Annotated in this window: 12 protein-coding genes; 1 reads left to right on the top strand and 11 read right to left on the bottom strand. The window is 61.6% G+C overall.

Going from position 1 to position 15,389, the window contains the following annotated elements; genetic code table 11:
* Positions 1 to 154 precede the first annotated feature (154 nt).
* The 10 genes from C1M53_RS22455 to C1M53_RS22410 all read right to left on the bottom strand — a co-directional run bounded on the left by C1M53_RS22455 (position 155) and on the right by C1M53_RS22410 (position 13,013).
* Positions 155 to 856 (bottom strand): TIGR02453 family protein, encoded by a 702-nt coding sequence (locus tag C1M53_RS22455; RefSeq protein ID WP_129414250.1) that lies wholly within the window; start codon positions 854 to 856, stop codon positions 155 to 157.
* Positions 856 to 3,069, bottom strand: a complete 2,214-nt coding sequence (gene ligA, locus C1M53_RS22450; protein WP_129414249.1) for an NAD-dependent DNA ligase LigA — start codon at positions 3,067 to 3,069, stop codon at positions 856 to 858. Before ligA ends, C1M53_RS22455 begins: the two co-directional genes overlap by 1 nt.
* Before the next feature lie 98 nt (positions 3,070 to 3,167).
* Positions 3,168 to 4,838: a DNA repair protein RecN gene (gene recN, locus C1M53_RS22445; protein WP_129414248.1), complete on the bottom strand. Its 1,671-nt coding sequence runs from the start codon at positions 4,836 to 4,838 to the stop codon at positions 3,168 to 3,170.
* A 60-nt stretch (positions 4,839 to 4,898) separates the two neighbouring features.
* Entirely contained in the window at positions 4,899 to 5,771 is an 873-nt protein-coding gene (locus tag C1M53_RS22440) for an outer membrane protein assembly factor BamD (protein WP_129414247.1), read from the bottom strand.
* Positions 5,772 to 5,970: 199 nt separating this feature from the next.
* Positions 5,971 to 6,915 (bottom strand): UDP-3-O-acyl-N-acetylglucosamine deacetylase, encoded by a 945-nt coding sequence (gene lpxC / locus C1M53_RS22435; RefSeq protein WP_129414246.1) that lies wholly within the window; start codon positions 6,913 to 6,915, stop codon positions 5,971 to 5,973.
* A 269-nt stretch (positions 6,916 to 7,184) separates the two neighbouring features.
* A complete protein-coding gene (gene ftsZ, locus C1M53_RS22430; RefSeq protein WP_129414245.1) occupies positions 7,185 to 8,870 on the bottom strand; it encodes a cell division protein FtsZ in 1,686 nt (561 codons plus the stop codon).
* 72 nt (positions 8,871 to 8,942) lie between these two features.
* Positions 8,943 to 10,250 carry a cell division protein FtsA gene (gene ftsA / locus C1M53_RS22425; RefSeq protein ID WP_129414244.1) on the bottom strand — a complete coding sequence of 436 codons (1,308 nt, stop codon included), beginning with the start codon at positions 10,248 to 10,250 and terminating at the stop codon, positions 8,943 to 8,945.
* Positions 10,247 to 11,188 carry a cell division protein FtsQ/DivIB gene (locus C1M53_RS22420; RefSeq protein WP_129414243.1) on the bottom strand — a complete coding sequence of 314 codons (942 nt, stop codon included), beginning with the start codon at positions 11,186 to 11,188 and terminating at the stop codon, positions 10,247 to 10,249. The genes ftsA and C1M53_RS22420 overlap by 4 nt, the downstream gene beginning before the upstream one ends.
* The gene (locus C1M53_RS22415; RefSeq protein WP_129414242.1) at positions 11,176 to 12,102 is read right to left on the bottom strand and encodes a D-alanine--D-alanine ligase; all 927 of its coding nucleotides are present in this window, start codon (positions 12,100 to 12,102) and stop codon (positions 11,176 to 11,178) included. The genes C1M53_RS22420 and C1M53_RS22415 overlap by 13 nt, the downstream gene beginning before the upstream one ends.
* A 305-nt stretch (positions 12,103 to 12,407) precedes the next feature.
* Positions 12,408 to 13,013, bottom strand: a complete 606-nt coding sequence (locus C1M53_RS22410) for a TetR/AcrR family transcriptional regulator (RefSeq protein WP_129414241.1) — start codon at positions 13,011 to 13,013, stop codon at positions 12,408 to 12,410.
* Positions 13,014 to 13,118: 105 nt separating this feature from the next.
* On the opposite strand from C1M53_RS22410, the gene C1M53_RS22405 reads away from it, so the two are divergent.
* Complete coding sequence (locus C1M53_RS22405) at positions 13,119 to 14,555, top strand: MFS transporter (protein ID WP_129414240.1); 1,437 nt, start codon at positions 13,119 to 13,121, stop codon at positions 14,553 to 14,555.
* A 13-nt stretch (positions 14,556 to 14,568) separates the two neighbouring features.
* On the opposite strand, the gene C1M53_RS22400 is transcribed toward C1M53_RS22405, so the two are convergent.
* Positions 14,569 to 15,384 carry an amino acid ABC transporter permease gene (locus C1M53_RS22400; RefSeq protein ID WP_129414239.1) on the bottom strand — a complete coding sequence of 272 codons (816 nt, stop codon included), beginning with the start codon at positions 15,382 to 15,384 and terminating at the stop codon, positions 14,569 to 14,571.
* Between the last annotated feature and the right edge of the window lie 5 nt (positions 15,385 to 15,389).

The following is a 15,389-nucleotide window of genomic DNA, read 5'->3' as shown; positions in this document are numbered from 1 at the left end:
GCGCCGCGCATCCGTTTGGACGCGCAAGGAACGCTCCAACATCTTGAATCTGCGTATCGCGCTGGAGGGGTGACATGTAGGTAGCCAACTGCCGGATGTCACACCAATTCGCTTGAGCCAAACGATCAGCGAAAATGATGCTTTCCGGCGCGCTTCAGTTCTGCGGGGGCAGGACGGCCGTGCCCTGTATCGCCCTGCCCCAGTCGAGCAAAGGCCGGGCGCGGATGACGAAATCGAGCAGGATATCGGCCAGCTCCGGCGTATGGATGGATGTCGGTTCGACATCCTGTCGCACCACGAAATGCCGGTTGCGGATCGCTGCTGCAAGATCGGCATCGGCGACATGTTCGAAACCACGCGGCATGCGTTTCATGGCGCCTTGCGTGCCGAGTTCCAGCTTGCCCTTTTTCAGCACGGCCACCAGCTTGCGGAACTGTTCCGGCCTCGTCTCGATGGCACGTCGCATTGCCTGCAGCATTGCGGTCTCAGGCTGCCACCAGGCAACCGCGGCAAAACAGGCGTCGAGACCCAGATGAAAGAAGAAAACGCCCTGCTCCATCTTGGTGCCGTCGGGTGACAGGATCGCGGATACATGCGTGGTGTAGGGACGCTTGTCCTTGGAGAAACGCACGTCGCGGTTGATGCGGAACAGCGACTTCTTGCGGTCGCCGCGCAAGCCAAGCCCCACAGCGCCGAAGCGCTCGGAAAGCGTCTCGACCAGATTGCCAAGCGGCTCGCGCAACTCGCTTTCAAACAGGTCACGGTTTTCCTGAAACCACTCCCTGTTCTGGTGGAAATCGAGCGCCTTCAGGAACGGAATGGCCTTCTGGCCAAAACCAGAGAACGTACCGGCCATCACACGCTTCGCCCAACCCTCTCGAACCAGGTGTCCTCGTCGATGACCTCGATGCCCAGCTCGCTCGCCAGCTTGAGTTTCGAGCCCGCGCCAGGTCCGGCAACCACGAGGTCGGTTTTGGCCGAGACCGATCCGGCGACCTTAGCACCCAGCCGTTCGGCCATCGCCTTGGCTTCCGAACGTGACATCTTCTCCAGGGATCCGGTGAACACCACGGTCTTCCCGGCGACCTGGCTGTCGGCCGACACGCTGACGATATAGGGTTTGGGGTGAACCTGCTGCAGCAATGCGTCCAGCACATCATCGTTACGCTCATTGCCGAAGAAGTCGCACAGCGCACCGATGACCGTATCGCCAATCCCGTTGATGGACGGGAAGACGGTCTTCGGATCATCCGCCTGAGACGCTTCCTTGCCCACGCGGATGAACTCTTCCGCCGTCGAGAATGTCTTCGAAAGTGCAGCGGCCGTCGTTTCGCCGATGTGGCGGATGCCAAGTGCAAAGATGAAACGATCGAGTTCCGGTTCACGGCGCGCATCGATGGCGTCGAAAAGCTTTTCGAGCCCTTCATAGGTGCGCTCCTCGGCGGTGAGCACCTTCTTGCGGGTCGCGCCCTTGGCGGCCTCGCGCGCCTGCGCCTGTGCCTCGCGCCTCTCGAAGAGAGCCTGCTGTACCTCCGCGCGCCGGTCTTTCAGTCTGAAAATGTCCGCAGCGGTTTCCAGGAGGCCGGCGTTGAAAAACAGATCGATGTTTTCGGCACCCAGTCCTTCGATATCCATTGCACCGCGCGAAACAAAATGGCGCAGTCTCTCAACCGCCTGCGCCGGACAGATCAGTTCACCCGTGCAACGCCGGCGCGAATCCTCCTTACCGGTCTTCTCGTTGATCTCCCGCGTCGCTGCCGAGCCACAGACCGGGCACGCATGCGGGAACTCATAAGGCACGGCCGCAGCGGGGCGTTTGTCGACCACCACGCTGACGATCTGCGGGATGACATCCCCTGCCCGCTGGATCACCACCGTGTCGCCGATACGAATATCGTTGCCCTCGCGGATCGGTTCGCCGTTGCTGTCGAAGCCCTTGATGTAGTCTTCGTTGTGCAGCGTCACATTGACGACGGTGACACCGCCCACGGTCACTGGATCCAGCCGGGCAACCGGCGCCAGCGTTCCGGTGCGGCCGACCTGGATGTCGATCTTGCGCACGATCGTCGTCGCCTGCTCGGCAGGGAATTTATGCGCAACCGCCCAGCGCGGCTCGCCTGTGACGAAACCCCAGCGGCGCTGCAACTCGAGCTGGTCGACCTTGTAGACGACGCCGTCGATATCGTAACCGAGCGAAGACCGCTGCTCCTCGATAAGCCTGTACTGAGCGATCAGATCGTCCACCGATCTGGCGCGGACCATCAGCGGACTGACTTTAAATCCCCAGCCGGCGAATTTCTGCACCGCCTCATATTGCGTCGGCGCAGGGTCTTCGGAAGTGTAGCCCCAGGCATAGGCAAAGAATTTGAGGTTGCGGCTGGCGGTAACGGACGGATCCTTCTGCCGCAATGAGCCGGCCGCCGTGTTGCGCGGATTGACGTAGTCCTGGCCACCCGCGGCAGCGGAGCGTTCCTTCAAAGCCTGGAATTCGGCGTAGGTCATATAGACCTCGCCACGGATTTCGATCACTTCTGGCCAGCCCGAGCCTTTCAGCCTGTGTGGGATGTCGGCGATGGTCTTCAGATTGGCGGTAATGTCCTCACCAACCGCGCCGTCACCACGCGTGGCACCCTGGACGAAAACACCATTTTCGTAACGAAGCGACGCGGAGAGCCCATCAATCTTGGGCTCTGCCGTGAACGCGATGTCGAAATCCTTGTCGCGCTCGAAGAAACGCTTCGCCCGTTCCAGGAAATCCACCACATCCTGATCGGTATAGGCCTTGGCGAGACTAAGCATCGGTACGGCATGGCGAACCTTGGCGAAGCCTTCGGCCGGTGCCGATCCGACAGAGCCGGTCGGGCTGTCGGACCGTACCAGATCCGGGAACGCCTCCTCGATCGCAGCGTTGCGTCGCCGCAAGGCGTCATACTCCGCGTCCGTGATGATTGGCGCATCTTCGCCATGATAACGGCGGTCATGCTCTCTGATCTCGGCGGCCAAGCGCTCGAGTTCCGCCGCCGCTTCTTCGGCACTCAAAGCTTCGATGGGCTTGTTCTGTTCAGACATGGCGCGACCACTTCCCAACTGCGGGCAGCCAACGTCATCGGCAAATTCCCTCGAAAAGTAAACCGTTTCCGCCGCTTGTGGCCGTCACTCCCGACAGTTCACGACGCGACTTTATTCTCGCGCAGCAGCCTCTCTGCCGCCGCTCTCGCTTCGTCGGTGATGCTGGCACCCGCCAGCATGCGGGCGATCTCTTCCTGGCGTGCGGTACGATCCATCTCGGCGATGCCGGTGGCGACACGATCTGTACCGGACTTCGAAATCAGGAAATGCGTCGCCGCTCGCGCAGCTACCTGAGGCGCATGGGTGACCGACAGCACCTGCACGCGCGTGGAAAGCCTTGCCAGCCTCTGGCCGATCGCATCAGCCACAGCGCCACCCACGCCAGTGTCGATTTCATCGAAAACCAGGGTCGGTGCGGAACCGCGATCGGCCAACGCCACCTTGAGTGCGAGCAGGAAACGCGAAAGTTCACCGCCTGAAGCGACCTTCATCATCGGGCCCGGCCTGGTGCCGGGATTGGTGCGCACCCAGAACTCGATCTGGTCGATGCCCTCCTCCAGTCGATTGGCCGGTTCGCTGGATATCTCGACAATGAATTCGGCCCGCTCCAGCTTCAATGCAGGGAGTTCGGTCATCACCGCCTTGGCGAGCCCGGAGGCCACGGCTTGACGCAGCCCTGACAATTCCGAGGCCGACTGGTCATAAGCCTCGCGCGCTACGGCTGCCTGTTTCTCCAGTGCGGCAAGCTTCTCCTCGCCGGCATCCAGATCAGCAAGATCAGCGGACATCGTGTCGCGCAACTGGGCGAGATTGTCGACGACGACATTGTGCTTGCGTGCGGCCGCTCGCAGCGCGAACAACCGTTCCTCGGCCTTTTCCAGCCGCTGGGGATCATACTCGGTCGCACGCAGTGCAGCCTCGACCCCGGATTGCGCGGCATCGAGCGAGATCATCGCTTCGTCCAGCGACTTCACCACGTCTTCGAGCAAGCCTGGCGCTTCACCGGCCTTCCGTTGCAAACGCCGGAGCAGACTTGCGAGTTGCGGCAATGGCGATGCGGGGCCGGACAAGACGTCCTGGGCATCGTGGATTTCAGCAGCGATCTTTTCAGCCCGCATCATGACCGAACGGAGCTCAGCCAATTCCGTTTCTTCACCGGGTTGCGGATCGAGCTTGGCAAGTTCCGCCACCGAAGCACGAAGGTAATCGGCTTCCCGCGCCGCGGCTTCAACCTTGGCACGATGACGCGCCAGATCCTGCTCGGCCTGCCGCCAGTACCGCCAGGACTCGCCGGTGCGATGCACGACACCGAGATGACCACCGAAAGCGTCGAGCAGGTCGCGGTGCGCGCCCGGATCGACCAGTGCGCGATCATCGTGCTGGCCATGAATCTCCACCAGCGCGCGGCCGATATCGCGCATCAGTGTAACGGACGACGGCTGATCATTGACGAAGACGCGTGTACGGCCGTCCGCCGTCTGCAGACGACGCAGAATGATATCGCCATCGTCGTCAATGGCATTCTCGGCCAGGATTTCGCGTGCCGGGTGATTGCGTGGAACGTCGAAAACAGCCGTCACCTGGCCCTGTGCCGCGCCATGACGTACCAGCGAGGCATCGCCACGTGCACCCAACGCCAGAGACAGCGCGTCCAGCAGGATGGATTTGCCGGCGCCGGTTTCACCGGTCAAAACGGAAAGGCCCGGCGCGAAATCAATGTCGAGCCGTTCGATCAAGACGATATCGCGAATCGATAGCCTGGAGAGCATCGGCGCTCTATAGCATCAAGGACGGCTGCGCGCGCCCCATGAGGCGCGCGGTTTGCCCTGTCAGGCGCCGCCGGTGATCAGCTTGCCGGCCTTGGAGATCCACGAGCCGGCATTCTCGCGCGGCTGCAAGCCACCGCTTTGCAGGAGCTTGTAGGAGTCTTTGTACCACTGGCTGTCCGGATAGTTCTGACCGAGAACGGCTGCTGCGGTCTGCGCCTCGTCGACAAGGCCCAGCGCATAATAAGCCTCGGTCAGACGCGCCAGCGCCTCCTCGATATGACGGGTGTTGGAATAGTTCTCGACCACGTTGCGGAAGCGCTTGATCGACGCCAGGTATTCCTTGCGCTCGAGATAGTAGCGGCCGACCTGCATTTCCTTGCCCGCCAGCTGATCGTTGGCGTAGCGGATCTTGGTCTTGGCATCCTCGACATACTCGGAATCCGGCCAGCGCGTCACCAGTTCCTGCATGGTCTGGATGGTGAGCTTGGCTTCCTTCTGGTCGCGGGTCACGTCCTCGATCTGCTTGTAGTAGCTGAGACCGATGATGTACTGCGCGTAGGCGGCCTCGTCGGTGGACGGATAAAGCGTCAGATAACGCTTGGCGGCGCTGATCGCGTCGTCATACTTGCCCTGGCGATAGTTGGTGAAAGCCCCCATCACCATCGATTTGCGAGCCCACTCCGAATAGGGATGCTGGCGATCGACGGCGGCAAATTTCTTGGCCGCTTCATCGAGGCGGCCGGCATTCATGTTGGCGAGGCCCTGATTGTAGAGCACGTCGGCCGGTTCGGTCTGTTCGACATAGGTCGACAGGTCGATATCCTTTTCCGAGGACATGCAACCCGAAAGAGCCAGAGGAGCGGCGAGCACCGAAAGTGCGAGAAAAGCCGCCGATAACGGCGTTTTCAACTGGTCGGCCTGTCTGAAAAACATGATCGAAATTCGCCCTCTCGGCGCCATTGCCCACGTCGGCGAGCAGCCATAAACCAAAAACAGCGCGCGCGGCAACGCTATCACCCCGCAATCGTGCAATTTTGTGGCGCAATCCGCCATGAATTGAGGATCAGGATTTCCCGACCAAAGTGGTGCGCCTGTGCAACAGGCACCCATTCGATCATAAAGCCGGCGAAATTCAGATCGTCCAGGGTGCGTAGACTGGTGCGCTGATGGCACTCATCTCACCTGAACGGCCGCGGCGGGTCGTTTCCACCACTTCGAAGGCAGTGCGGTCCGACAGCAGACGACGAAGCGCTGCCGCATTGAGCCGATGGCCGCCGCGATAGGACCGGAAGCAGCCGATGAAGCGTGCGCCAGCCAGCGCCAGATCACCCATGGCATCCAGTGTCTTGTGTCGCGCGAACTCGTTGGGATAGCGCAACCCGCCGACATTGATGACGCGATGGTCGTCGCCGATCACCAGTGAATTGTCGAGCGAGGAGCCGAGAGCGTAACCCGCTGCCCACAGGCGCTCGACGTCCTTCATGAAGCCAAAGGTGCGTGCGCGCGCGATCTCGTTGCGGAAAGCGTCTGCGGTGAGGTCTGTGGCAAAGCTCTGCCGACCGATCGCCGGGCTCTCGAAATCGATTTCGACCTCGAAGCGGGTACCCGAATAGGGACGGAACTCGGCCCAGGAAGCACCGCTCTCGATACGGACCGTCTTGAGAATGCGGATGAAGCGACGCTTCACCGAGAGAATCTCGATACCCGCCTGATCGATAGCTTCGACAAACTCGATCGAGCTGCCGTCCAGGATCGGCACCTCACGCCCGTCGATCTCGATGACCATGTTGTCGATGCCAAGTCCGAGCACGGCGGCCATCAAATGCTCGACAGTGGCGATGTGCTGGCCGACCGGATCGCCGAGCATGGTGCAGAGGTCGGTCGCACCGACTTCGGAAACCAGCGCACGAAACTCCCGCACCGGCTGCTCACCATCAATCAGGTGAAAAACAATGCCCGTGTCGGCATCGGCAGGCAGGAAATGGATGGTAACGGTATTGCCGCTGTGAACGCCAATACCGGTCAATGTCGCGCGCGATTTCAGCGTTGTCTGGTAGTCCTGCAAGCTGATCCCCATGTGCCCTTACGGCGCGGCCAATCGGCTTCTCGGTCGCTGCCTTTGATCTTCCAGCCAGCGGGGCACATCCCCAAAACACCCACTGCCATTGTTGCCCGCGGAAGATAGTGGCCCCTCAGGCATACTCCAAATCACGCTTTCTTACCCGATGTAACGGCTAAGGGAGCATAAAAGCAACATACAAGTGTTTGTTTTTCCACGACTATTAAAGCAAACAGGCAGGCGGTCGTCCGCCTGCCTGTTAACAACTGTTACAATCCGTCAGAAGATCAGTTGGCCTGCCTGCGCAGGAAGGCCGGAATCTCCAGCTGATCGTCTTCATGAGTCGCCCGCTGCTGCGGCGCGAAGCGGCCATGGTCGTCGGCCTGGCCCCGGCGTGGAGCGTAGAGTTGGGCATCCTGTGGCGCGAGGCGACGCACTTCCGGAGCAGCCTGGCGCAGCTTCGGCTCGCGTGGCTGTGCCGGCTGCAGGCGGGCCGGCTCTTCCTCGCGGCGGGTCAGACCGTTGGTGAGGCGCTTCAAAAGACCCATCGGGCCGCGCTCTTCATGGTCGACCGGATGCTGCTTTGCTTCAACTTCAGCCCGCACGACCGGCGGAAAATCTTCGACGCGCGGCATGCGAGGCTGGGCTGCAACCGGCTGCTGCGGAGCCATTTCACGCACGGGCTGCGGAGCCGGCTGTGGCGCAACCTGCTGCATCACCGGGTGAGGCTGCGGCTGAGCCGGAGGTGCCTGGAACAGCTTGCTCTGCGGACGGAAATCATCCTGCGGGGCAGCCTGCGCAACGCGGGGCTGCTGAGCAAACGCAGCCGCATTGGCCTCCGCCTGCTGGATGGCTTCCGCGACCGGGTCAGCAGCACGCGTTTCATGAAGTGCCGCCTGCGGCATCGGAGCAGTGCGCACCTCGGCGGCCGGAATGGCCGCCGGGCGCGCCGGCGCCTTCGGCTGTGCGGCACGGATCGAAATCGGAGCAGCGGCGATCTGCTCGGCCGACTTGTCGATACCGGTCGCGACGACCGAGACGCGAATGACGCCTTCGAGATCCTCGTCGAAAGTCGCACCCAGGATGATGTTGGCGTCCTGATCGACTTCCTCGCGGATGCGGGTGGCGGCTTCGTCCACTTCGAACAGGGTGAGGTCGCGGCCACCGGTGATCGAAATCAGCAGGCCCTTGGCACCCTTCATCGAGGTCTCATCGAGCAGCGGGTTGGCGATCGCAGCTTCGGCTGCTGCCATTGCGCGGCCTTCACCACTGGCCTCGCCCGTGCCCATCATGGCTTTGCCCATCTCCCGCATCACCGAACGGACGTCGGCGAAGTCGAGGTTGATCAGGCCTTCCTTGACCATCAGGTCCGTGATGCAGGCAACACCCGAATAGAGCACCTGATCAGCCATGGCGAAGGCGTCGGCGAAGGTGGTCTTGTCATTGGCGAGCCGGAACAGGTTCTGGTTCGGGATGACGATCAGGGTATCGACGCATTTCTGCAGTTCCTCGATGCCCAGATCGGCAGTCTTCATGCGACGCTGGCCCTCGAAATGGAACGGTTTGGTGACCACACCAACCGTCAGGATGCCCTTCTCGCGAGCAGCACGTGCAACGACCGGAGCTGCGCCCGTGCCGGTGCCGCCACCCATGCCCGCCGTGACGAAGCACATATGGGTGTTGGACAGATAGTCCGTGATCTCGTCGATGCATTCTTCCGCAGCGGCGCGACCGACTTCAGGCTGCGAACCCGCGCCGAGGCCCTCGGTGACATGCGCGCCGAGCTGGATCAGGCGCTCCGACTTCGACATGGTGAGCGCTTGCGCATCGGTATTGGCCACGACGAACTCCACGCCACGCAGGCCCGCCGTGATCATGTTGTTGACCGCATTGCCGCCGCCACCGCCGACACCGAAGACGGTGATGCGTGGCTTGAGCTCGGTGATGTCCGGCTTTTTCAGATTGATCGTCATAGTCCTCGTCCTTTTGCCTTTACCGCCGCTTCGCCGTCGCGGCCGCTTATGGGGCTGTCCCCGTCAACTCAACTAAAAACTGTCTCTCAACCACTGACTCATGCGGTGGAGTCTTCCCCCTGTTCCAGTCATCTTGAAACGGGAGGCTCCAAAGGCAGGATGGCTCTCGAAGGAAGCAACCTGCGGATAGATCATAAGCCCGACCGCGGTCGAGAAAGCCGGTCCTTTCGCCGCTTCCGGCAAACCCGCAACCCCGAGCGGGCGTCCGACGCGCACGTTGCGTCCCAGCACGCGACGAGCTGCTTCCGGCATGCCGGCAAGCTGGCTGGCGCCCCCGGTCAGAACGACCCGCTTGCCCACCACATTGCCGTAGCCGGACTTGCTCAGCCGCTCGCGCAACAGCTCCAGGGTTTCTTCGATACGGGCCCGGATGATTCGTGTCATCACCGAACGCGGAATTTGCAGTGGCGCCTCGCCCTCCTCACCGATCGGCTGGATGGTGACGAGATCGCGATCGTCCGAGCTGCCCGGCAAGGCAGAGCCATGCATCACCTTCAACCGTTCCGCTGCGTCCAGCGAGGTCGACAGGCCCTTGGCCAGATCGAGCGTGACATGATTGCCGCCAACAGGGATCGAATCGCCGTAGACGAACTTACCTTCCGAAAAGACAGAGATCGTGGTGGTGCCACCGCCCATGTCGATGCAGGCAGCGCCCATTTCCAGTTCGTCATCGACAAGCGCAGCCAGGCCCGCGGCATAGGGCGTGGCGATCAGACGCTCGACCGACAGATGCGAGCGGTTGATCGCGAGTTCCAGATTGCGCAGCGGCGCCGAGTCGCCGGTCATGACGTGCATGTCGACGCCAAGCGTGTCGCCGACCATGCCGCGGGGATCGCGCACGCCACGCTCGCCATCCAGCGAAAAGCCCACAGGCAAGGCGTGCAGGACTTCGCGCTCGGACTTCAGCGCCTGCTTGGCGCCGGCCCCCAGCACCCGCTTGATGTCGTTTTCGTCGACTTCGTGACCGCCGAGATTGATGGTGGCATTGAAGGTTTCGCTCTTCAGGCGGCCCGCCGTCATATTGACGATCAGCGAGTCCACAGTGAGACCGGCCATGCGCTCCGCCGCGTCCACCGCCAGGCGGATGGCGTGTTCAGCGCGGTCGAGATCGATGACGACGCCCGACTTCACGCCGTGCGACTTCTGGTGGCCGATACCGATGACCTGGATGCGATGCGACCGGCCACGCAGCAGATGGCCTTCCTCGCAAGGCTTCAGCTTCGCCACCACGCAGCAGACCTTGCTCGAGCCGACGTCGAGAACCGTCAGCACGCCGGACCGTCGCGAGGCTCCGTCATTGTTGCTGCCGAGCCAACTCATATCTGCTGCCCCGCCTTGCGCTTTGCCATCTTGGCCTGCTCCTTCAGCGCCGCCTCACGCGCCGTCGCAGCCTCTTGCGTCAACTGCACCGTCAAACGATCGGAGAGGCGCATGTCGATCGAAGCGATGTCGCGCGACAGCAACCCCTTTTCGTGATCGAGGCGCACCAGCTCGGCCATTGCCTGATCGACGTCGAACTCCGGCAGCTTGATGACAACCCCGTTGTCCAGCTTGATGTCCCAGCGGCGATCACCGACACGGATGTAGCCACGAACCCTTGAGGCAAGTTCAGGGAAGCCGGCCACCTTGGCCATCAGCGCCGGAGCATGCTCAGGCGCGCCCTGCCCGACCAGCAGTGGCAACTTCGATTGATCGCCGCCGGTGTAAGGCGCGATGATTCGACCATCCTTCTCGATCACCGAGAGCTCCGGGCCCCGCTGCCAGATGGCGAAAGCCTGCCGCTCGTCTATGCGCACCTCGAGAAGATGCGGATAAATCTTGCGCACTGCCACCGACTGGATCCAGGGCAGCAGCGCGATGCGCTCGCGAGCACCTTCGGCGCTGAAACCAACCAGCGAGGTCCAGCCGTTCAGATCAAGCTTATCAAGGATGTCGATTTCCGATGTCTCGCGATTGCCGACCACCTTGATCTGGTCGACCGCAAAGCCGGTGCGGGCGGTCACGTCCTGCACGAAGCCATCGAGATGACCACCGAGATAGGCACCATAGGTCAGCGAGGAAGCAAGAAAGACAGTATTGATCACCGTCGCCGCGAAGGGCGGCGCATCGAAGTCGCCGCGCGTGAGCCGGCCGAGCGTACGCACGGGCTTGCGCAGCATCCTGGGCAGCACGAAACGATCGAGCCACGAGGACGCACCGAAGCGGGCGCGCGGCATCGCACCCTTTCTTCCGCTCTGCCCCCAGTTCAACGCCGACACGACGCGTCCTCCACCATCCAACTCAACAGCTCGCCGAACGAATGCCCTGCCTGGGCAGCGATCTCCGGCACCAAAGACGTCGGCGTCATACCCGGCTGCGTGTTGATTTCGAGCCAGACAACCTCGCCGTTTTCGGAATGACGGTCGTCGTAACGGAAGTCCGACCGGGAGACGCCCCGGCAACCGATCGCTTGGTGAGCCTTGAGGGCCAGTGTCTGTATTTTTTGGTAAATATTTAGTGAAATTTTAGCAGGGACCTCGTGTTTTGATCCACCCGGAACGTATTTTGAATCATAATCGTAGAAGGAATGGCCGGTCGGGATGATTTCGCAGACACCGAGCGCCACATCGCCCATCACAGCACAGGTCAATTCGCGTCCATGGATGTAACGCTCGACCATGACCTCCTCGCCATAATTCCACTCCGGCGACGAGATCAGCTGCGGCGGATGTGACTGATCCTCCTTGACGATGACGACGCCGAAGCTCGACCCCTCGTTGACAGGCTTCACCACATAGGGCGGCCGCATCGGGTGCTCGTTCTTGATGGTGAAACGGTCGATGACCCGAGACTCAGCAACCGGAATCCCAACCGTCTTGGCCACCTTCTTGGCCTGCTCTTTGTTCATGGCGAGCGCCGAGGCCAGCACGCCGGAATGCGTATAGGGAATCCCAAGGAATTCGAGCACGCCCTGGATGGTACCGTCCTCGCCATAAGGACCATGCAAGGCGTTGAAAACGACATCCGGCTTCAGCTCAGCCAGAACAGAGGAAACATCACGCCCGACATCGACACGAGTGACCTGATACCCCTCCGCCTCAAGCGTATCGGCACAGGCCTTTCCGGAAGACAAGGACACGGGCCGCTCGGACGAAAAACCTCCCAGCAGGACGGCCACATGTTTCTTCTTCATCACCCCGTCATCCCTCTAGCGGCGGGTCCACACTTCCATTTTCCAGACATGAATCACCCACGTCCGGAGAATGACTTCCCCAGATGAAACGCGGCCCCACGCGTCGAACGACTCAAATCAGGAAACGCTGTTGCCCCAAAGAATCAGAGAGTTGATTCACTGACAAGCCCCTATGATTCCAGCGGATTCACTTTCTGAAAAAAAGCGCTTCGAAAGCCGGCTTTTGAGTCTTTTCTGCAACGCCGGCACAGGCTTTCGCGCAACAGGCACAACAGCGGAAACCATCCTCCCGCAACCGGCGGAAATCAGCTCGCGCCAGGCCTCAGGAAACCGGCGACCGTTTGCAACGACAAGTCGCACAGCGCTGCCAGCCGCTCGGCGGAAACACCATCGCGCGCCTGCACGGAAAGGCCGTGCATGACTGCCGTCAGGTAGTCGCCGAGACGTTCCATGTCGGTGTCTTCGACCAACTCGCCATCGTGCCGTGCCCGCTCCAGGCGCCCGACAATGGCTGCTGTTTGCCGGCGACGCCGGTCCGCAAGCCAGTCCTGCAGGCGGCTGTTTTCAGCGGCACAGTTTGTCGCCGCCGTCACCACCATGCAGCCCCAGGGCTTGCCGGGCCGCGTGTAGGTTTCCACGGCTTCGCGCAGGATGCGTTCGATCGCCCGGTACGCCGTCGGTTCTTCGGCAAGAACCCTGTCCACGAAGCCACCCTCCCTGGCTTCATAAAGACCGATCGCCTCGCGGAACAAATCCTCCTTCGAGCCAAAGGCGGCATAGATGCGCGCAGAAGCAATGCCGAGTTCCGAAACGAGATCGGCCATCGACGTGCCTTCGTAGCCACGCACCCAGAATGCATCGCGCGCCTTCACAAGCGCCTCATCGCGATCGAACTCCCTGGGGCGCGCCATCGGCTTCTCCATTCTTGATCGATCAACAAATAATTCGCTTGACATCTCAATGCAAGCTTTCGTTATTTGTCGATCGACAAAGAATCGGCATAGGAGCTTGTCCCAATGAGTGCGTCAAACGAAGCCCTGATACACGACCCCACTGCTCGAAGCGGAGCGCGGCGCGGTGCCACCCTTGCCTTGCTTGCCTTTGCGCAGCTGATTATCGCGCTCGATCTCAACATCGTCTTCGTTGCCCTGCCGGAGATCGGCGCCGGCCTCGGCTTTTCCAACCAGACACTGCAGTGGGTGGTCAGCGTGTACACCGTCTTCACCGGCGGCTTCCTGTTGTTTGGCGGACGCGCAGCCGATTTGATCGGCCAGCGGCGCATGTTCATTTTCGCCTTGTGGCTCTACGCACTGTCCTCACTGATCGGCGCTCTCGCCTGGGCGCCAGAAATCATCATCGGAGCTCGCGCCGTACAGGGCATCGGCGGTGCATTTCTGTTTCCAGCGACGCTCTCCCTGGTCAACCGGCTGTTCGAGGAAGGCCCGGAGCGCAACCGTGCGCTCGCGGTCTGGGGTGGCGCGGGCGCCAGCGGCCTGACAATCGGCTCGCTGGCCGGCGGTTTCCTCACGGCCGCCTTCGGCTGGCCGTCGGTCTTCTATGTCAACGTACTGCTTGCCGGTGCTGCCATCGTCGCAGCCTTTTTCGTCATCCCGCGCGATCCCAGGCAACACGAACGCCGCAGTTTCGACCTTGCAGGCGCCCTCGCCGTTACAGCTGGAGCGACCTTGCTGGTCTTTGCCCTCGTGCAGGGTCCGGATTATGGCTGGCTGTCGCCTTCCATCCTATGGAGTGCTGGGCTCGCGGTGCTGTTGCTCCTCGCCTTCGCCATCATCGAAGCGAAAAGCCGCGATCCTCTGATGCCGTTGCGGCTGTTCCGCAACCGCAGCCTGGTTGCCGGCATGACGATCACCTTCCTCTACATGGCGACCTTCGGTACCTTGCCTTACTTCCTCACCGTGCTGTTTCAGAACGTACAGGGCTATTCCGCGCTGGAGACGGGCGTCGCCTTCCTCGTACCGTCTGTCGCAATCGCCACCGGCACGCAGGTCGGCGCACGCCTCTCGACGCGCTTCTCCAACCGTTCCAGCCTGATCGGCGGCATGGTGATCGGTGCCATCGGCACCGCGCTGATGGTGCCGGCGACAACGCCGGAGAGTTCTTATCTGGCGCTGGCGCCCGGCCTGATCGTCTCAGGCATCGGCCAGGGCATCGTCTGGACCGCTATGTGGATCTCCGCCGCCTCGGGCGTGCATCACGATGAACAGGGCATTGCTTCCGGCATGGCGTCAACCACGCTGAATGTCGGCAATGCCATTGGGCTCGCTGTCCTGATCGCTATCGCAAACCGACATATCGGTGGCCTCAATGGTGAGGCGCTGGGCCTGGCCCTCAGCGAGGGAATGCGGGCAGCCTTCTGGATCGCCACCGCTGGTATCGCCCTCAGCATTCTGGTTGCGCTGGTTTCACAACGAAGGACGCCCAAGAATACCTGAAAACGGAAACGCTTCAGCGGGCGCGGTAGCCCTTGCCGAAATGGCTTTCCAGCCGCGCCTGCACCAGTTCGAACATGATCGACAGGAACCAGTAGATCGCAGCGGCGGTCGTCAGCATCTCGATATAGCGATAGCTGGCACGACCATAGGACTGCGCCACGAACATGATCTCGGTGACACCCATCACAGAGATCAGCGAGGAATCCTTCAGCATCGCGATGAACTGCGAACCGGTCGGCGGGATGGCGACACGGATCGCCTGCGGCATCACCACTTTCACCATCAACTGCCAGGGGTGCAGACCCAGCGCCAGGCCCGCCTCGCGCTGACCCGCCGGCACCGACAGAAGCCCGGCGCGAAAGATCTCGCTGAGATAGGCGCCGTAATTCAGGGAAAGCGCGATGATGCCGGAAGGGATTGCTGCCGGCACCGGTCCGATCTGCGGAATGCCGAGATAGATCAGGAAGATCTGCACCAGCAGCGGCGTGCCACGGAAGAATGAGGTGTAGAAGGTCGAAATCCCGTAGGCGATGGAACTCTTCGACAGGCGCCCCAGCGCCGCCAGTAGCCCCAGAATGACCGACGCTATGATGGAGAAAAAGCAGACATACAGGGTGAGAACCGCACCCTGTATGAACCCGGCGCGGCTCAGCGTGAAGCCAGCCAGCGCCGGGAACTTGTCGACGATAAAGGGCAGGTCGAGCCCGAAAGACAGGAAGAAGGCAACGAACAGCGCCAGCAGCACAAGCCAGACGATGCCGACACGAATCCGAAACGCCTTGTCCACTGCGCCGGCACGTGTCTGGCCGGTTGTTTGTTCTGACGCCACGCCCG

This window comes from Mesorhizobium sp. Pch-S (assembly GCF_004136315.1).
GTDB lineage: Bacteria > Pseudomonadota > Alphaproteobacteria > Rhizobiales > Rhizobiaceae > Mesorhizobium.
Note: the sequence above shows the minus strand (reverse complement) of the source record. Positions and strands in the feature narration are given on the sequence as shown.